General features: G+C 44.6%; 13 protein-coding genes. 5 read left to right on the plus strand and 8 right to left on the minus strand.

Annotated elements, in window-relative coordinates:
• Positions 1–78: 78 nt before the first annotated feature.
• Complete coding sequence (locus NCI00_RS14560; RefSeq protein ID WP_253528692.1) at positions 79–1,569, plus strand: GH3 auxin-responsive promoter family protein; 1,491 nt, start codon at positions 79–81, stop codon at positions 1,567–1,569.
• A 342-nt stretch (positions 1,570–1,911) separates the two neighbouring features.
• Complete coding sequence (locus tag NCI00_RS14565) at positions 1,912–2,940, plus strand: lytic transglycosylase domain-containing protein (RefSeq protein ID WP_253528695.1); 1,029 nt, start codon at positions 1,912–1,914, stop codon at positions 2,938–2,940.
• Positions 2,941–3,018: 78 nt separating this feature from the next.
• On the opposite strand, the gene NCI00_RS14570 is transcribed toward NCI00_RS14565, so the two are convergent.
• The 5 genes from NCI00_RS14570 to NCI00_RS14590 all read right to left on the minus strand — a co-directional run bounded on the left by NCI00_RS14570 (position 3,019) and on the right by NCI00_RS14590 (position 7,538).
• Positions 3,019–3,558 carry a YceI family protein gene (locus NCI00_RS14570; protein WP_114464061.1) on the minus strand — a complete coding sequence of 180 codons (540 nt, stop codon included), beginning with the start codon at positions 3,556–3,558 and terminating at the stop codon, positions 3,019–3,021.
• 168 nt (positions 3,559–3,726) lie between these two features.
• Entirely contained in the window at positions 3,727–4,515 is a 789-nt protein-coding gene (locus NCI00_RS14575; RefSeq protein WP_253528698.1) for a polyprenol monophosphomannose synthase, read from the minus strand.
• Positions 4,488–5,750, minus strand: coding sequence for a glycosyltransferase family protein (locus tag NCI00_RS14580; protein WP_253528699.1), 1,263 nt, complete (start codon positions 5,748–5,750; stop codon positions 4,488–4,490). The genes NCI00_RS14575 and NCI00_RS14580 overlap by 28 nt, the downstream gene beginning before the upstream one ends.
• Positions 5,751–5,769: 19 nt before the next feature.
• Complete coding sequence (hemE, locus tag NCI00_RS14585) at positions 5,770–6,792, minus strand: uroporphyrinogen decarboxylase (RefSeq protein ID WP_253528702.1); 1,023 nt, start codon at positions 6,790–6,792, stop codon at positions 5,770–5,772.
• Positions 6,793–6,884: 92 nt separating this feature from the next.
• Complete coding sequence (locus NCI00_RS14590) at positions 6,885–7,538, minus strand: metal-dependent transcriptional regulator (RefSeq protein ID WP_253528705.1); 654 nt, start codon at positions 7,536–7,538, stop codon at positions 6,885–6,887.
• Between the two features lie 285 nt (positions 7,539–7,823).
• Between NCI00_RS14590 and NCI00_RS14595 the strand changes: the two genes are divergently transcribed.
• Positions 7,824–9,149, plus strand: a complete 1,326-nt coding sequence (locus NCI00_RS14595) for an Nramp family divalent metal transporter (protein ID WP_253528706.1) — start codon at positions 7,824–7,826, stop codon at positions 9,147–9,149.
• Between the two features lie 257 nt (positions 9,150–9,406).
• On the opposite strand, the gene NCI00_RS14600 is transcribed toward NCI00_RS14595, so the two are convergent.
• The 3 genes from NCI00_RS14600 to NCI00_RS14610 all read right to left on the minus strand — a co-directional run bounded on the left by NCI00_RS14600 (position 9,407) and on the right by NCI00_RS14610 (position 15,464).
• Positions 9,407–14,389, minus strand: a complete 4,983-nt coding sequence (locus NCI00_RS14600) for a hypothetical protein (RefSeq protein WP_253528707.1) — start codon at positions 14,387–14,389, stop codon at positions 9,407–9,409.
• Positions 14,390–14,558: 169 nt separating this feature from the next.
• Complete coding sequence (locus NCI00_RS14605; RefSeq protein ID WP_253528708.1) at positions 14,559–14,786, minus strand: T9SS type A sorting domain-containing protein; 228 nt, start codon at positions 14,784–14,786, stop codon at positions 14,559–14,561.
• Between the two features lie 216 nt (positions 14,787–15,002).
• Entirely contained in the window at positions 15,003–15,464 is a 462-nt protein-coding gene (locus NCI00_RS14610; RefSeq protein WP_253528709.1) for a hypothetical protein, read from the minus strand.
• A gap of 607 nt (positions 15,465–16,071) precedes the next feature.
• Here NCI00_RS14610 and NCI00_RS14615 point away from each other — a divergent pair.
• Together NCI00_RS14615 and NCI00_RS14620 are read left to right on the plus strand one after the other, a co-directional pair.
• Positions 16,072–17,355, plus strand: coding sequence for a DUF2851 family protein (locus NCI00_RS14615; RefSeq protein WP_253528710.1), 1,284 nt, complete (start codon positions 16,072–16,074; stop codon positions 17,353–17,355).
• 87 nt (positions 17,356–17,442) lie between these two features.
• Entirely contained in the window at positions 17,443–18,912 is a 1,470-nt protein-coding gene (locus NCI00_RS14620) for a M20/M25/M40 family metallo-hydrolase (protein ID WP_253528713.1), read from the plus strand.
• The last annotated feature ends 36 nt before the right edge of the window (positions 18,913–18,948 follow it).

Consider the following 18,948-nt stretch of genomic DNA (forward strand, 5'->3'; position numbering starts at 1 on the left):
ATCCATAAAACGCCTATTTTTGAGGTTTCGGTCCGTGTATTTATTTTTGCAAAGACCCCAAACCATAAAGACTCAACAATGGGCTTCCGCTCTTTTCTCAGCAAACCGCTCGCAAAATACATTTTTAACAGTCAGCAAAACTGGATGTATAATGCCCCAGCAACCCAAAATCAATGGCGCACAAAATTGGTCTCAACTGCCGCAAATACGGCCTTTGGGCGCGATCATTTTTTTAAGGATGTGGCATCATACGAGGATTTTAAGCAGGCCGTTCCCGTTCGGGATTATGAAGACTTAAAAGGATACATTCAACAGATAATCGACGGTAAAGAAGATATTTTATGGCCTGGAAAACCTATCTATTTTGCTAAGACGTCGGGCACCACATCGGGCACAAAATACATCCCAATTAGCAAAGATTCTATCTCTAATCATATCAATTCCGCCCGCGACGCACTGCTCAACTATATTCATGAAACTGGCAAAGGGGCATTTTTGGATAACAAACTCATTTTTTTATCGGGCAGCCCCGTGCTAGATACCAAAGGAAGCGTGCCCACGGGGCGGTTATCGGGTATTTCTAATCATCATGTTCCTGCCTATCTGCGTACCAATCAACTGCCAAGCTACGAAACCAACTGCATCGAAGAATGGGAAGAAAAATTGGAACGGATTATTGACGAAACCATTTCGCAGCCCATGTCGCTCATTTCGGGGATTCCCCCGTGGGTACAGATGTACTTTGATCGCATCATTGCCCGAACTGGCAAACCCATCAAAGATGTTTTTCCCGAATTTCAACTCTTCGTGTATGGAGGGGTCAATTTTGAACCTTATCGGGCTAAGCTATATGAGTCGATCGGAAAAAAAATAGACTCCATTGAGATGTATCCTGCCTCCGAGGGTTTTATTGCCTATCAAGATTCCCAGTATGCAGAAGGGCTACTATTGCTGGCTGATACGGGTATTTTCTACGAATTTATTCCTACGGAAGAATTTTTCAACGAGAAACCAACGCGGTTGTCGCTGGAAGAAATCGAAGTAGGCAAAAACTACGCCCTCATTATCAACAATAACGCAGGTCTTTGGGGCTATTCCATTGGTGACACCGTTAAATTTGTTTCCAAAGACCCCTATCGTCTGTTGGTCACGGGGCGCATCAAGCATTTTATTTCTGCTTTTGGCGAACACGTCATTGGTGAAGAAGTGGAAAAAGCGCTCAAATACGCCATGGAACGACAACCCGAAACCGAAGTCGTTGAGTTTACGGTAGCTCCGATGGTTACCCCGAGAGAGGGACTCCCCTACCACGAATGGCTCATTGAATTTGCCACCCCACCCAGCGACATAGAGCGTTTTTCGCTCGACATCGACCACCGGCTCGCTGAGTTAAACGTTTATTATGACGACCTCGTGTCGGGCAGCATTTTGCGGCCTTTAAAAATCACAACATTGGCAAAAAATGCCTTCATTGACTACATGCGCTCACAAGGCAAATTAGGGGGACAAAATAAAGTTCCTCGCCTAGCAAATGACCGAAAAATTGCTGATTTTCTATCCGTAGGCTAACAAAATTTTCTCTAAATCTTCATTGCCTAAGCCGTCGTATGCGACGGCTTAGCTGTTTTATTCCATCAATTATTTGTTAATTTCTTCCCAATACAAATTTACAAAAAGTACAAGTTTGGTCCGTTTTTTGCTATGTATCTTTACCGTTAAATAATTATTTTACTACGATAAAATATAGACCGCTATATTGCAAGTGCCTGATAATCTATTGGTAAATTTTTAGGACATTGAACAATTTTTACGTATCTTTACGTTAATGTAGCTTTACAGCTATTGAAAAGCGAGGTACTTTACCCTTCTTAAAAGGCATACCTAGCAATGTTTCACTAACCAAAAATCGTTTTGAAAAGAAGACAATGTATCATTCTATCAACGCTTTTGTTGTCAAGTTTAGGAGCTGAAGCCGAGGGCTTCAATGAATCCTCATGTATTCGCTTTTGTAATGAGCCACTCCCAGTTTATGAAAGCCAAGTACTCAAGTATTTTCAGTCTGCTTTGCTCCACACGGCCAGTATGCCACTGCATCAAATCAAGCCAAGAGCGCAGAAATTCTTTCAGGTCATTGACCCAATTTTAAAACAATATCAAGTTCCACTGGATTTTAAGTACTTGTGTGTAGTAGAAAGTGCGCTCAACCCTAAGGCCATCTCCCACAAAGGAGCTTATGGCTATTGGCAGTTTATGCCCCACACAGCTCGCGCGATGGGCCTCATTGTTGACGGCCCCAAGGATGAACGCGAAAATCTGGTCAAATCTACCCACGCTGCCTGTCAGTACTTTTTAGACCTTCATCGTCAGCTCGGCTCGTGGTCGTTGGTAGCAGCTGCTTACAATGCCGGTCCTACAAAAGTGAAACGGTATTTGTCAGCGCGCGGCAAAACAAGTTATTACAACCTTCGCATCAGTGCCGAAAATCGCCGTTATTTATACCGAGTTTTGGCCGCTAAGGAGCTTTTTACCCGTCCTGAACTGTATAAGTCGGTGATTAGTGAGGAAATGACTCTCCAAAAATTTATTCGACAACACGGACTGGCACTGGGCTTGATTGCCCCATTAAAAATAAAAGTAAAGTCTCCTAAGACAAACGAGTTTCTTACCGAAGAAACGACCGCTACCTTGGACGAAGGACTTTTAACAGGTTTTGACGATTTGATTTCGTTGTCGTTTAAGCGAAACGGGACTTTCCGTTACACGCCTCCTGAACCAATCGACGAGTTGGAGTTTGCCCAAAGTACTGATTCTAAAACGAATCTGTACTGGTGGAGAGCACCCCGAGTTAATACTCGCCGACGAAACGACCTGAAAGCCTTATTGGCTGAGGCGCGTAGCCGAGTGGCACGTACTCCTCAATTAAACTCCGGTTTAGTTTAGGACACTGTATTATTCAAACAAAAAGCGTCATCTCCTTCGAGATGACGCTTTTTGTTTGAACCAGAAGTTCTAATTCTATTAAGCTTGCTTAATCAATTGAATATTGATGTGCAGCTTTACTTCGTCGCTTACCACAATTCCGCCCGCTTCAGTGACAGCCGCCCAGTTTAAACCAAATTCTTTACGGTTGACCTTACCCGCAATTTCAAATCCCACTTTCGTATTGCCGTAAAAATCAACCATTTGTCCACCGTACTCGGCAGAAAGGGTTACCGATTTAGTAACGCCCCGCATGGTCAAGTCGCCCGTCAAAACGTATTCATCATCACTTTTTTTAGTCAATGAGGTAGATACAAACGAAAGCGTAGGGAAATTTTCAGCATCAAAAAAATCGGCACTTTTAAGGTGAGCATCACGCTGTTCCATGTTGGTATCAATGCTGTTGACATCGGCACTGAACTTAATAGACGCCCCTTCAAAACTATCGCCATCCGTTTCGGCAGATGCTTCAAACGACTTAAAGCTCCCCGTTACGGTCGAAATTACTAAGTGCTTTACTTTAAATTGTACTTCTGAGTGTGTCGGGTCAGCTACCCAAGCAGTTTTTAATGTTGCCATTGTCTTATGTAAGTTTTATGTAAATCAAAATTGATGATGCAAATTTATATGTATATACATTAAATGTCAAGACATTTTTTAAATATTTTTTTTGAACAAAAAAAAAGTTGCTAGTAAGCGTTTACTTACCAGCAACTTCGGAGAGGAACGACTGCCGTCGGTCTTTATTTATACCATTTCTGTGACGGAGGGAGCGAGCGCTTCCTCGGCTTCTGTTTGCGGAATGTAAGTCTTAAAAAAACTTCTGATTTTTAAATAGAGTACCCCCAAAACCGCTTCTTTAAAAATCTTAGTAGACATTTTAGAAACGCCTTTGGTCCGGTCTGTAAAAATAATCGGCACTTCGGTCATTTTATAGCCATATTTCCACGTATTAAATTTCATCTCAATTTGAAAAGCATAGCCTACAAATCGAATATCGTTTAAACCAATCCCCTGCAACACTTCACGTTTATAGCAAATAAACCCCGCTGTGGGGTCCATAATTTCCATCCCCGTAATGAAACGAACATAGACTCCCGCAAAATAAGACATCAAAACGCGCCCCATTGGCCAGTTGACCACATTTACCCCTTTGATATAACGAGAGCCAATCGCTACATCATTTCCATCTTTTGCACAGGCTGTATACAAACGAACCAAATCGTCGGGATTATGGGAAAAATCGGCGTCCATTTCAAACAAATAATGATACCCTTCCCCAAATGCCCACTGAAATCCGTGAATATAAGCCGTACCAAGCCCCTGCTTACCTTTGCGCTCAAGCAAGTGCAATTGGCCCGAATACTCCTGCTGAAGCTCTTTCACTTTCAGCGCAGTGCCATCAGGAGAACCATCATCTACAACGAGTATATCAAAAGGAAGAGACAAACTAAATACCTTACGGATAATAGCCTCAATATTTTCAATTTCATTATAGGTAGGGATGACTACAAGATTCTCTTTGAAGATTCCCATATATTTTTTCGTTTTAAATTAATATCAAATCTGTTTAAAAAAGGCATCGAATAAAGACCAAACATCAACATGACAAATATCAGGCCATTTCGTACGTTAAGCATTACTACCCACAACAACTTCATTTCGACCATGCGATGATAGGAGCCTGGGTAAATCGCTATTGTTAAGATAAACGCTACCCCAAAACAATAAATTATCGTGGGACGCAAAAAAGGGACAATCGGCAAAAACCAAATCAGGTATTGTGGAGAAAATACTTTATTACTTACTAAAAACAAAAGTAACACTACTCCAAAAGCAATCAGCAACATCTCCGTAGAAACGCGATTTTGCTTCTGAAAAAAGGCGTATATTACCCCCAAAATCAATAAATACGCCATAGGAAACCCCCACGATAATACTTTCAACAATGGAATAGTCAGGGGAGTAACCAAATGAATAGCTCCAAAATTAGCGATTGTTTGCAGGGGTGTTCCTCCCATTTTATTCCAAAGCACCAGCCATCCTCCTACCAAACTTTCAAGCTGAATACCTCTTAATTGGTGATATTTGAGGAAAGACCACACATCCTCGCCCGCCCAAAAATACATTCCAACAATTGTAAGTACCGAAATCACCGAAACGCCCCCTAAAAAAAGCGCTAAAAATCGGTATTGCTTATTTACAAAATAATAAAAAACGATTGGCGCTACAAAAATAACTGGGTATAGTTTTGCAAGAATACCAACCGCCAGCCATACGCCAGAAGCCGCTGGCGACTGCTTTACGACGTAATAAATGACCAGAATCGTAGAAAACGCCACAAAGGCATCATACCTGAATAGAAAGATTGGCAAACTGATTACCCATAAAACCCAATAAATCAGCCGTAATTCTTGGACTCTAGGCGCTTCTAAAAATGTATTCGCTATTTTGAAAGCAATCGTCCCTGTATAGAAACCGAAAACAATATTTTGCAGCGCAAAAAAAACGACAAATCCATAAAAACCTGTTTCCCCAATTTGGCACAACAATTGGGGAAACAGCATGGTAAGAATAGCCAATGGTGGGTATTCCAGTTTAAAATCATGGTAAGGCACTAGCCTATACACAATTATATTTTTGGAAAGATCATAGTAGACCTGCAAATCCCCCAAATGCACCGAGAAGTTACGAAGGGTTACCACTACCTCAAAACACAAAAACAACCCTACAAATACAAGTATATTTTTTCTAAACAGGGCTGAATTCATGCATATTAATTAAGTGGAATCAGTACGATTTTACAGCATTAATAAAACAACGTACCTTTTCAGGATCGGTGTCCGGATATACTCCGTGGCCTAAGTTAGCAATATAACGCTGATTACCAAAGGCATCCAGCATTTTTCGCACTTCTTTTTCAATTTGACTAAAAGAAGAATAAAGCACACAGGGGTCAAGATTTCCCTGTAAGGTTTTGGTGGGAATCAACTGGCGCGACTCCTCAATATCCATGTTCCAGTCCAGCCCTACCACTTCGCAGCTTAATTCGCCGATTTCTTTACGCGCAAAAAAGGCCCCCTTGGCAAACACTGTAACGGGGACTTCGGTGATTGCGTCACAAATTTGTTTGATATAAGGCAACGAATACTCTCGATACTGCGTGGGCGATAAGATTCCTGCCCACGAGTCAAAGATTTGAACCAAATTTGCCCCCGCTGCGATTTGTGCTTTTAAGTACAGAATGGTGCTATCTGTGATTTTTTGGAGCAATTTATGCGAAAATTCAGGCTCAGCATAAAGGGCTTTTTTGGCCACTGAAAACGTTTTTGAACCTTTGCCTTCCGTCATGTAGCAAAAGATGGTAAACGGTGCACCCGCAAAACCAATCAAGGGCACGCGGCCGTTGAGCTCTTTTTTTACAATACGAATGGCCTTCAGCACATACCCTAAATCAGCTTCAGGGTCAGCGATTCGCAATTGGTCAATATCGCCCATTGTTTTCACCACCTTCGGAAACACTGGCCCGCGTTTTTCTTCCATTTCATAAGGTAAGCCCATCGCTTCGGGCACCACTAAAATATCGGAAAAAATAATCGCCGCATCTACCCCCAGCAAATCTACGGGTTGAATAGTGACTTCAGCGGCCAGTTCTGGCGTAGTAGCAAGTTGAATAAAACTACCGGCTTTTTCGCGTACGGCGCGGTATTCGGCCAATATTCGCCCTGCCTGACGCATCATCCAAACAGGTACACGTTCGGTTTTTTCTCCTCGCGCAGCCCGCAGGAGAAGGTCATTTTGTAATAATTCCATACTGCAAATGTACAAAGAAGCTGGTAGTAGGTTGGGGAGATGGGGAGAAATATCAACAACTCTGCCTAATAAAGCTCAAAAAAATTTAACTGTTATTTTACCAAAAGGTTTTTTGCAACTTCATGACTGACAAACAATGTACGTGCGTTGTCAATCAAAACGCTAACTGATTTATCAAAATCGCTGATTTCGTTCACTTTCAGTTGACAACCGAGGGTGAGGCCCGCTTTATCCAAATGCTGCAAAAACGCGGGGGAATGTTCCGATACTCCCGTCATAACCACCGTAGTTCCTTCCACAATTTCTGAGAGTTTACGGTAAATAAAACGGGGCATTTCGCCAGCAGCGTTGGGGATTGGGTCGCCGTGGGGGTCAAACTTGGGATACCCCAAAAAAGCGTCCAGTTTTTCAATCAGGCGCTCTGAGCGTATATGTTCCAGTTCTTCGGCAATTACGTGTACTTCGTCCCAACCAAACTGAAGTTTTTCGGCCAAAAAAACTTCCCAAAGACGGTGCTTCCGAATGACCAACAACGCAAGCCGCTCACCTTCTTCGGTCAAGGTGACACCCCGGTATTTTTGATAATTAATCAATCCTTTCTCTGCCAACCGCTTAAGCATATCTGACACCGACGCCGCCCGCGTATTGGTACTGTCGGCGAGGGCATTGGTTGAGACACCTTCTTGAGTCCCGATTGACAGGTAAAAGATGGTCTTGAGATAATTTTCTTCCGTGAATGAATACAAGACTTTACAGTTTGTTTCAACAAAAAAACAAAATTTAGCTCACTTTTCTGCACTCAATATTTCAACATCTTTGATAAAGCCCTGAATTTCAAGGAAAAATACTTGACAACTTTTATCAAGACAAAAAATTTAGAAACGATAAATAAAAAATTTAGACTAATCTAAAAAAATTATTTGAAACCCCTTATATTTGTATTGCCTATTATTAACAAGCCATAAAAACACCTCGGTGGCACAGCTGTTTTGAGTACTAAATGCTGTGCCGCCACAAAACGAACAAAAACAATGAAACTAATACTGTCTACCCAAAATATGCCTCTCGACCGCCAATCCCTTTCCGAAACCAACGCGAGCATTGCCGTACACACAAAAGGCAGTTTTTGGAAAAAAATGTCGGCCTATGTTGGGCCAGGTTTAATGGTTGCCGTTGGATATATGGACCCTGGAAACTGGGCGACCGACATCGCAGGCGGAGCGCGCTTTGGCTATACGCTGTTGTCTGTTATTCTGATATCCAATCTCTTTGCCATGCTTCTACAACACTTGTCACTCAAGCTGGGTATTGCCACGGGCATGGATTTGGCGCAGGCTTGCCGCGCTTATTTTCCCAAAAAAGTAGCCCTCGTTTTGTGGGCATTGGCCGAAATAGCCATTACAGCCTGTGATTTAGCTGAAGTTTTAGGTTCCGCAATTGCCCTCAATCTGCTATTTCATATTCCGTTATCAGTGGGGGTAGTCATTACTACTTTGGATGTATTGCTGATTTTATATTTTCAGAACAAAGGGTTCCGCATCATCGAAAGCATTGTGGGTGGGCTGATTGCCGTCGTATTGATGTGTTTTGTGTACGAAGTCATCGTTTCTCACCCCGAATGGAGCCAAGTAGCGGGTGGATTGATTCCGCAAAAAGAAGTGATTACCAACCCAGGGATGTTGTACGTAGCCATTGGTATTTTGGGCGCTACGGTCATGCCGCACAACTTATATTTACATTCCAGCATTATCCAAACTCGCGCCTACGCACGCACGGATGAAGGACGTAAATCGGCCATCCGTTATGCCACTATCGACTCAACGGCGTCGCTCGGCATTGCATTTTTTATTAATGCGGCCATTTTGATTTTGGCGGCGGCTACATTTCATACCACAGGCAACCAACAAGTAGCCGACATTACCGACGCCCACCACCTCCTCGACCCGCTTCTGGGTAGTCGATGGGCCAGCGTGCTGTTTGCCGTGGCTTTGCTGGCCGCTGGACAAAACGCCACCATCACGGGTACCATGGCGGGGCAGATTGTAATGGAAGGGTTTTTGAATCTACAAATGAAACCGTGGCTTCGCCAGCTCATCACACGGCTGATTGCGATTGTTCCGGCGTTGTTTGTTGCTATCCAATACGGCGAACATGGCACGAGCGAACTGCTTGTTTTTAGTCAAGTTATTCTCTCCATCCAATTGAGCTTTGCCGTGATTCCACTCATTCTTTTCACCAACAAACGCGACTGGATGGGTCGTTTTGTCAACTCACGTTTACTTTCGACGGTTAGTTGGATAATTGCCGCCATCATTGTAGTACTGAATGTATATTTATTGATAGATACTTTCACTTAGCGGTATTTTACCTAAAAAATACCTGAATTCCGGTATTGTGCACCGCCAGATAAACATAGATATTTGCGCTCATAAAATCTGGTCTCCTTTTTTGAAGGGCCACTAACAACATTATCATTTTTCCTATTAGCAGCCTTTTTTACTTTTTTCAATCGTTTTCAGCACCTTTATGATGTTGTATTACATTTGAATCACAAAACAAATCGGCCAGTAATGAGCGTGGTTCATCACTGGCCGATTTGTTTACTCTTTTTTCGCTAAAACCCTTCTTTTTCCTCTTCCTTCTCTTTTTTCTTAGCAGGAACTTTAGCGGGCGTCTGCGCTACTTTTGTTCCTGGCTTGGCTTTCGGGTCAGTCGGCTTGGCCGCCGTTTTCGTATCCTTTGCCGTTGACGTTTTTGGGTCTTTCTTGCCCTTGTCAGGAGTTGCTTTGTCGGCTACTTTTGTATCGGTTTCCTCCGCTATTTCTTCTTCGGCCTCCGTTTCTTCTACTTTAGGTTCTTTGGTTTTGGCGGGAGCGGCGGCCGCAGTTTTGGTTCCGCCGCTAGGAGCGGCTTTGGTAGGAGTACCCTTGGCGGGTGCCTTGGTATCTTTGGCCAATGTAGGCTTTTTAGGTCTCGGACGGTACATTGACATGAACCTACTCACAAACATATCGCGCTCTTCTAGCCCGATGGGCAGTACCGTTGACTCCTTTTTATCGCGTGATTTGACCGTAATAAAATCATTCACCTCCTGTACCGACGATACCATTGCCAGTTTTCCTTGCTGCCAGTCAAAGTAATACCAAACATCTTCCGACGACTCAATGTAGATACTCACTTCATCGCCCCGGGCGTTTTTACGGATTTCAACCATCCCTTCCAACTCCGCATTTATGTCGGTGTTACCGAGGTTTGACACCCCGATTTTTCCCACACTATAAAACGCATTTTGCGGCGCCGACCACCTCAAATCAACATTTGATAGTACCAAGGATGCATTAAATTTGGGCGATGCATCAAACAGCGGCTTATACGCCGCCGCCGTACGAGCAATGTAGCTATCGGTGGCTTTTCGACCGATTAAGGCGGTTAATTTTGCTCCTAAACGTTCAAAATCAGGTTCTGCGGAGTCGCTGTTTTGTTCATCCAAATTCGTTTGAACAATATTCTCTGCGGCTTTGGTGATAATCTCCCGATTGGCGGGGAAATTCATCGAAAGCAGGGTATTAAAACGATACGAAGTACTGTCAATGTTTGTTTGCACACTTCCCGACGCCAAAATCATCTCTTCTCCTTCTTTCTCGCCTCGTTCGTTAATCAAGTTAAGTTTTCCCACATAACTGATGGTGCCTTTGGCATCGTTGAAGGTGTACGCATTTTCCTCATCCACTAGCTCATCCGCTGATTTGGTCTCGGGAATGATTTTAAATAATTTGCTCTTTGCATCAAAACGTAACAAACCATGTGCTTCAAAAATAGTCTGGTCATTGCGGGCTTCTTTGGGCGATAAGAACGTACTGTATAACCCATCAGCCCCCGCACGATAGTGTAATCCGACCGAAATCGGCAAATCAGACTCGTTTTTGAGAGAGGGGGTTACTTTCAACGCCACATCTTTGGTCGGTGTTTCTTTGAACGGAATCCAAGATGCAACCAAATCGGGTCGTTTTTTTATGATGGGCTTGATGTAGCCGTCAAATTGCAGGTTTGGTTCGGGAGCCAACATTGTCATACCACCTTTGTACTGCAACCTCGGTCCCACCACAAAATTATCGGCCTCCACAATCTCTGCCCGGGCAACGGTCGAAAATACCTTTGTTTTGCTTTGTGGAGCGCGGGTACTGGTTGAGGCCGACGCCGTGGCAATCTGACGCAAATCAAAATTGCCCATTTTTACGGGAATGGTGTCATTGGTTACCGTGGCATATAAGTAGGTGGCATCGCCCGAGAATTTAGTGCGGGACACAATCTGAATATTTCCGTTTTTCAGGCGGTGGTATTCATTCAATGTATCAAGAACCAAACGTGCGTTTTTAAACGGTGTCATTTCTCCGTTGCGACGCACCACCACCAAACCCTTGTCAGGTAGCACCTTGGCATCAGCGGCTTTGATAAACGGAACCCCTCCGATGTTGAGCGTCATTTTTTCAATCTCATACAATGCCGACGAGCCGTTGAAGGTCAAACCTTCTTGTTCGGGTGCGGTCGCTGTAAAGGTCGACGTAGCCACATCGCCTTTCATCGCAATGGTTTTGGCATTAATATTCCATTGCGCGCGGTTGATAGACGTTCGATACGCGGCAAACGGAAATTCCATTGATGTGTTTTCCAACGAATTTTTGTTCGTAGCAATCCCCACCAATCCTTTCACGATGTTGAAATCAATGTCTACATTTTGCCCTAACAACACTGGCCGGGTGGCGTTGGTAGCGGAGATAATTTTATACTGCGACTCTCCCGCCAAAAACCCTTCTTTGTTAAATTTAATATCCTGAGAAGTGAGCTCGGAGTCATCGCGACGTAGAAGGCCCTTGCCGTATAATCCCGTAGAGCGCAGCACAATACGCCCGTCTAGCTTGGTGGTAGCGTTATAAAAATTAAAGGTATTTCCCTTGGTAGTCAGCGACATACTATCGGCTTTTGGCATCCAGCGTAGGCTATAATTGCGCAGCTCTACTTTCGGAAAATAGGCTTTGCCAATGGTCGCTTCCTTGATTTCTGCCTCCGCTCCGCTGGCAATCAATGAATCAGGCATAAACAACATGGCTTGGGTCGGAATGCGCGCACTCAAGTGGGCAATTTCGCCCTGCGAGCGCAACCCTTGCTTATCCATTACCAGTTCTTTTGTAAACTTTACGGTGGTATTGGACCCGTACACTTTATAACCAGCCGCGGGAGGCGTATAGTTAAATCCTAAGGAATTGTCGGGCATGGAGCGCAGTTGTGCCTGAAACGGCGGGAAAATCCCCCCCGAATTAAAAGTCCCGATAAACACAATGTCCTGCGTACCGAGGCTGTCATAATCCAATGAGGGTATCTTGAAAAATACTTTTTTATCGTAGATGAGCTCTCCCCGATCGGGTTGGTCAAAATAAACCGTCATTCCTTCGGGCACACTCAGGCGCGGAAAGACCGAGTTTTTCTTACCCCCTGATTTATTTCCGGGGTCGTTTAGATAGATTCTCCCTGATTTTTCGTAGACAATATCGCCGCCCACTTCGGTCGAACTTCCTTTATCGTAGGCTTCTTTGGGGATATACGTAATCTTGTCAATTTTGTTCAGGTCTACAAAAAACTTGTCGTAATTAAACATCAAATCGCGCCCATTGAACCTAAAGTTGGCTGACATCAGCAAGCCATTCATCATAAAATCCCGATTCTTGTAGACTTTGATTTGCTTGTCTGACGGAATAGCCACGATTTTCAGGGAATCACTAATGGTAAATTTATCAACCCCCCGAATGGTTAACACATTGTCTTTAAGGTCAATAGAAGCATTGGCAGTGGTACTGTTGGCGGGATAGAGCGACGACACCAGAAAATTGTCAAAGTCGGTTTGTTTGTTATTGGCCAACACGTACAAAAGCCCTTTGCTGGCCATTCGGTACAGTCCCGTCTTGGGCTCAATGGCCAAGTACCCATCGACATTCAACTGACTAAAGGCCGTACGCAGCGCCGCGGGGTCACGTTTATAAAACAGTGCGACATCTTCGGCAAAAAAGGTCGGTGTTTTTTGTTTAGAAATATAGTTGGCCACCATCAGCAACGGATGAAAACCGTATTGCTCGCTCATGGCCCGAAAACGCTCTGGCTTGAAAAAACTAAAAGATTCAAAACGGACAGGAACGACATTTTTTCCCGCAATGACCGAAAACTCAATTTCATTTTTCACAAAACTCCAGCGTACCATTTCGGCGTCGATGTACATTTTATGGTACGAATCGGTAAAAGGGGTATTTTGATACCCCGTTCGCTCGGCTTTTTGAACCTTCACCAGTCCTTCAGAATCGTTGTAAGAAAGTCGAATGACGGGGTGATACAAAGAATCTTTATCGCCCAAATAGGTTGCAAAACTTGCCAACGGCGACGTAATGAGGGAGTCGGCAAATTCGAACCGACGGCTCGTTGATTTAAACGCTGTTTTGTTGCCATTGCTGATAATCAGCGTTGAAGGCTCCTGGCTTAACGAACCGCTCGACAGTTTCAAACCTACCAACGACACGCCGCCTTTGTAGCGCATATTTTTGCTCAATCCTTTCAACTGCGCGTCGTTCTGATAAGACACAAACCGTGGATACGGCGACGGCTGCCCCTTGGGCCGCCGCTTGCTTTCGTACTCAAAAAGTCCATCAACGGGTTGGGCAAGCTTGGCCGTATAGTTCAGCTTCGCGTCGTCGGTAATGAGTTTTGGTAGACCTACGTTAAAACTATAACCACCAAATGTAACGTAGACATCGGGCGTGCCCGCCATCTCCCAGGTCATTTTCCCGCCTTTTCCGAGCCAAATTCCTTCTTTGACCGCCAACTGCCCGTTGGTTTGGGTGATGGGAACGGAGTCATTGGCCGTGGTCATGACTAAGTTTACATTTTTAAATTCAACAAGCGCTCCCGTCACGGTGGGCAAAGGCTTTTTTTCGTAAGCGGTGGCGCTGCTGAGCAACCCCGTCGAATCGGCAGTCACACTTCCCCATCCGTCATTGGCAGCGGCAGGTTTGGTCGGGTCGGTGGCTTTGGCGGCATCGGCAGCCGCATCTACAAAGCGAAAGTTGAACGTACCCTCGAAGGCAAACAAACGGTTAAAATTTGAGAGATAAATCAGGCGATTTTCGAATAGGTTTCGCGCCGTTTCGAAATATTTAAGCGCGCTTTTTGTATCATAGGTTTCTACCACTTGCGTAGCCACGGTCAGGTAATTATCGATTTCGGCGGGGTTAGCGTAGGTTCCGTTAAACGCCGCATTGATGCCACTAAAAAACTGCTCAAAGTGCGGCATAGCGGGTTTGTAGCCTTTGGCCACCATGCGCCGCGAGAGCGCAATGATACTTTTTTGGTGGTTTTGCGTCAAACGACTGTCTAACCACAGCGTTTCTAGGTTCTTAGCCGCTTTGACATAGGCTGGACTGCCACTCATCGCCATCATTTTTTGCGCATCGGCAACGAACTGCGCGGGGTCTTCTGAGAGCTTTACAACTTGGGCTTGCACACGCACCCCAACCAACAGCACCGAGACGAAAAATATATATTGAAACTGTTTCATATACAGGCTTTTTGCTAACACTCTAAAGTAACGTTTGAGGAGTCCCAATCATTTTACCAAGGCTGGTATTTGCGCTTTTTTTTCGACGACACCCTTCAAAATTAGCAAAAAGCGGCAGTATAGCCAAAGTGAACGCTAGTGCCACTGCTCAGAAAACAATTTCCTACTTTTATTTTACAATCATAAACTTGCGGGTTATGGTTCGTTTGTCTGCCTCAAACCTCAGCAGATACGCCCCATTGGGCTGGTGGGACAAATCTGTTTGGTCCTGCTGCCAGCCTCCTTCTCCTACCAAAGTCTTCTGCGTAATGACACTGCCGGTGAGATTGCTAAATCGCAGCCTCGCTTTTTGCCCTTTCTCCAAATAATACCGCAGCGTTACCTTTTCGTTATACATTAAAAAGCGGTGGCACTCTTTCAAAATAAATTCTCTATAAAATAATTAGACTACATAGATTGCTTATATCTTTTTTAATGCTGCGTTGTCCTCACGCAGGTATTTGGGCTGGTACTTCGAAACGCCGTTCGTTTGCGCTGTTAGTCGCCCCCCCCCCATAGATTAAAAGAATTAACAGTACTATCTTTTTCATTGCCGTATTTGTTTAAAAATGGTTTATGGAATTCTTTCAACTTTATCAATTTGAGTAGCTAATACTGGAATACCAGTAAATCCCCCAATACCTCGTGCCCAAAAGATACGTCCCCACACCCGGTAGAGGTAGCGCGGGTTTTGCATGTATTCATTGGTAAAAATATAGGTCTGTTCTAAACCTTCCACTTTGACGCCACTCAACCCGCATACAAAAATACTATGCTGAGGAGGGTCCGGGCTGTATCCTCCCCCTACGCTGAAACCACGCTTAAACAGCAAAGCACTTCGGCTTACGTCTGCGGGTTCGTTTTCAAACTTGGTAATCAATACCCAATCATATAAATCACCTGCGGCACAGGAAACAACCCCTTCGTCTAAGGGGTTGGGCTCTTCCTTCTTACAACTCACGCTCATCAGCAGCACGGCGGCGGCGTAACAAGTCCAAAGTCTCCAAGGGCTTGATTTTCTTTCTTGATGGTTCATGTTTTTAATGGTTTAAGTAATAAAACGGTCGATAGCCTGAAAAAAAACATTTTTAATGACTCCATAAATGTGATGGTTTGAGGGTGAAAAAATAACTATTGGTTCATCAAAAAACAGAGCGTTTCAAACGAGGAGTAAATTCAAAAAAGCGGTGGCGATGAGAACACCACCAAGGGCGGAAACGATAGCAATACCAGAATTCCAATCATTTTTATGGCTGTCATCAAAAAATCGCTTGCCAAACATACCTCGCCAACAAACCAAAGTCAATAACTACTCAGAAAAGTCCAAAGCGCGTGCTCTTGATAAATCATCCATAAGCATAAAGCCAAAAAGGGATACAAAAGCACCGCGAAATCACCACAAAGTCTGGTGAATCCTACCAAACTACGGGTAAACTCAACAGATAACTAAGCAAAAAATATACCCGAGCGCCTCCTTAACGCTAATTATTATACGTCAAAAAAATCATCTAAAATTTTTATTCTTTACCGTCTTGAGCCATGTCTTTTTTGTTTTCTGTCACAAAAAGCAATGATACTTTTTACCCAATTTTCCGTCAAAAAACTGCCCTGCTTTCACATTTTCCCTATTTGAATCAACGCCCATGTCTGAAGATTTTCTGTATTTCCTGTGGCAATTTCAGTATTTCCAAAAAAACAACCTGCAAACCGTTACGGGTGAGGCGCTTCAGATTTTGGCCGTGGGGCTGCGCAATACCAATGCAGGGCCCGATTTTCTGAATGGGCGGGTGCTCATCGACGGATTGGAATGGGTGGGCAACATCGAAATGCACCTGCGAAGCTCCGATTGGCACCGACATACCCACACGCACGACCGCGCCTACGACAGCGTGATCCTGCACGTGGTCTGGGAAAACGACGCCGTCATTGCCCGCCCCGATGGCTCGTTGGTGCCTACACTCGCGCTCAAACCGCTGACTTCCTTGGCATTGCTTCAAAAATACCATTCGCTCATCGATAACCACGAGGTGATTCCGTGTGCGGGTCAATTTGAACACGTACCCGAACTCCAAAAACGCTCCATGCTCGACCGCGCCCTCCTCCAACGCCTACAACGCAAAGCCGCCACGGTACATGAAATGCTGGTGCGAAATCAGCAAGATTGGGAGGAAACCACTTATCAGTTGTTGGCCCAAAACTTTGGCTTTAAAATCAACGCCGAGCCGATGCTTAGATTGGCGCAGGGACTCCCCCTCAAATTCTTGCAAAAGCACCGCGACAATCGTACCCAACTGGAAGCGATGCTGTTGGGCCAATCGGGGCTGCTTACCAACGCGCAAGGTTCTGACGATTATTCCCTTACGCTAGAACGTGAATATACTTTTTTAGCGGCCAAGTATGGCCTGAATTCCCAACAACTCCGCCTACACGAATGGAAATTTTTACGTCTGCGTCCCGCCAATTTTCCAACGGTGCGCCTTGCCCAATTAGCCACCCTGATTCAGCAGCAAACAAGTTTTTTTTCGTTGTTCATTCATGCCGAAAACGTTGAACAATTGAGTCGGTTGCTACGCGTTGAGCAATCCGCTTATTGGCAAAAACATTATTTGTTTCAGAAAGAGGCATCGGCAAAAGTAGCCCTATTGGGCAAATCATCGGTTGAAAATATCGTCATTAATACCGTCATTCCGCTTTTAGTGGCTTATTCGGAAGCCCGCGACAATCGCGTTTTTCTGGATAAAGCGATGGACTTTTTAGAACAACTCCCTACCGAAAAAAACCACATAACGGAGATCTGGACCACGTTGAAACAAACCACGAAGACGGCATTTGATTCGCAAGGGGTTATTGAACTTTACACGCATTTTTGCCAGCCCAAACAGTGTTTAAATTGCACGATTGGCACATCCCTTTTGCGCCATACCTAACCGTTTGATAATTACTTTTGGCACGACGAAACGATAATGTCTGCTTTTTTGTATTTTTATAAGTTCTTAACGCTTCCACAACCCCGTATGTATCGTCAAGTTTTATCTGCTTCTTCAGTAAGCCTTTTGTTGGTCGCTTTGTTGGCTTTCCGAGGCGACAATGAATTCGTTTCTTCCTTCCAAAAAATCAACGAAGATGTCCTTAAAAACAGCCGAGCGTACGAAACTTTAGGCCATGCGGTATCTACTATCGGCCACCGACTGACGGGCAGTGTCAACGGTGCCAAAGCGGAACAATATGCTTTTAATCTGTTCAAAAAGTACGGTTATACGGATGTAAAATACCAACCGTTTGAAGTAGAATCATGGATGCGCGACACCGTTACGCTGGAAGTTGTCCCCAATAAAAGCGATAATTTTCGCAGTGTACCCGTCGTGGCCTTGGCGCACTCGCCCGTGCAGGCGCGGGTCAATGGTGCCATTATTGATGTTGGCAACGGCTTAGAAGAAGACTTTGAGGCGGTAAAAGAGCAGATTAAGGGCAATATCGCGATGGCAAACATTGGCTTGGTCAATGGAAAGCCGGGTCAAAAGAATCTACACCGCTCCGAAAAAACGGCCTTGGCCATTCAATACGGCGCTACGGCGATTATCACGGTCAATCAAGTGCCAGGCAATGTACTCCTAACGGGAACCGCCTCCGTGACTGGCTCACTGATTTCCATTCCTGCCGTGAATATTTCGAAAGAAAGCGGCGAAGAAATCAGGAATTGGATAAAAGTAGACACGGATTTGCACGCCATTGTGGACATGCGCAACGTCAGTAAAAAAATCAAAGCCCGCAATATCATTGCTACTTTGCCCGGAAAAACCGAAGAGCGTATCATCATCGGAGGGCATCTGGATTCGTGGGATTTGGCCACGGGTGCTACCGATAATGGCCTTGGTTCCTTTACAATTATGGACATAGCCCGTGCCTTTAAAGCCCTTAAATTAAAGCCAAAACGAACCATTGATTTTGTACTTTTCATGGGTGAAGAGCAAGGGTTATTGGGCTCGCGTCAGGTGGTGAAAGAACTCGTAAAAAATAAGCAGATTGACAAGGTAAAATTCATGATGAACCTCGACATGACCAACAATGTACAGGGCATGAACGTAGGTGGACGTGATGAGTTAGTTCCTTTTTTTCAGGCCGTTGGCGAACAAATAAAGAAAGTAGACGCAAACTTTGCCAACTTGGTCGGCAGTCGTGCGGCACTGCATTCAGACCATCAGCCTTTCATGTTGGAGGGCATTCCAACGGGCGCCCCTGCGGGTCGTTTAGCGCCTAATGTTTTCGGCTGCTACCACGCCGACTGCGACAACTTCAACCTCGTCAATCGAGAAGAAATGACCAATGGTGTGCGTTTTTCGGCCATGTTGCTCTACGCCCTCGCCAACGCCGACGCTCTTCCTGCCAAAAAATTGGACAGCAACAAAACCCGCGATTTGCTCGTAGCTCAAGGCCTTAAAAAAGAATTGATTTTGGGAAAAGACTGGAAATGGAACGATAATTAACATCATTTATTTTCGGGACGCCCTAATGACGTCCCG

The organism is Runella salmonicolor (genome assembly GCF_024158025.1).
GTDB classification, from domain to species: domain Bacteria; phylum Bacteroidota; class Bacteroidia; order Cytophagales; family Spirosomataceae; genus Runella; species Runella salmonicolor.

Excerpts from the sequence above, each read along its gene's own strand:
- NCI00_RS14575 (WP_253528698.1), bottom strand. The coding sequence starts at position 4,515 with ATGGGAATCTTCAAAGAGAATCTTGTAGTCATCCCTACCTATAATGAA.
- NCI00_RS14570 (WP_114464061.1), bottom strand. The coding sequence starts at position 3,558 with ATGGCAACATTAAAAACTGCTTGGGTAGCTGACCCGACACACTCAGAA.
- NCI00_RS14615 (WP_253528710.1), top strand. The coding sequence starts at position 16,072 with ATGTCTGAAGATTTTCTGTATTTCCTGTGGCAATTTCAGTATTTCCAA.
- NCI00_RS14595 (WP_253528706.1), top strand. The coding sequence starts at position 7,824 with ATGAAACTAATACTGTCTACCCAAAATATGCCTCTCGACCGCCAATCC.
- NCI00_RS14560 (WP_253528692.1), top strand. The coding sequence starts at position 79 with ATGGGCTTCCGCTCTTTTCTCAGCAAACCGCTCGCAAAATACATTTTT.
- NCI00_RS14610 (WP_253528709.1), bottom strand. The coding sequence starts at position 15,464 with ATGAACCATCAAGAAAGAAAATCAAGCCCTTGGAGACTTTGGACTTGT.
- NCI00_RS14620 (WP_253528713.1), top strand. The coding sequence starts at position 17,443 with ATGTATCGTCAAGTTTTATCTGCTTCTTCAGTAAGCCTTTTGTTGGTC.
- hemE (WP_253528702.1), bottom strand. The coding sequence starts at position 6,792 with ATGGAATTATTACAAAATGACCTTCTCCTGCGGGCTGCGCGAGGAGAA.
- NCI00_RS14580 (WP_253528699.1), bottom strand. The coding sequence starts at position 5,750 with ATGAATTCAGCCCTGTTTAGAAAAAATATACTTGTATTTGTAGGGTTG.
- NCI00_RS14605 (WP_253528708.1), bottom strand. The coding sequence starts at position 14,786 with ATGTATAACGAAAAGGTAACGCTGCGGTATTATTTGGAGAAAGGGCAA.
- NCI00_RS14600 (WP_253528707.1), bottom strand. The coding sequence starts at position 14,389 with ATGAAACAGTTTCAATATATATTTTTCGTCTCGGTGCTGTTGGTTGGG.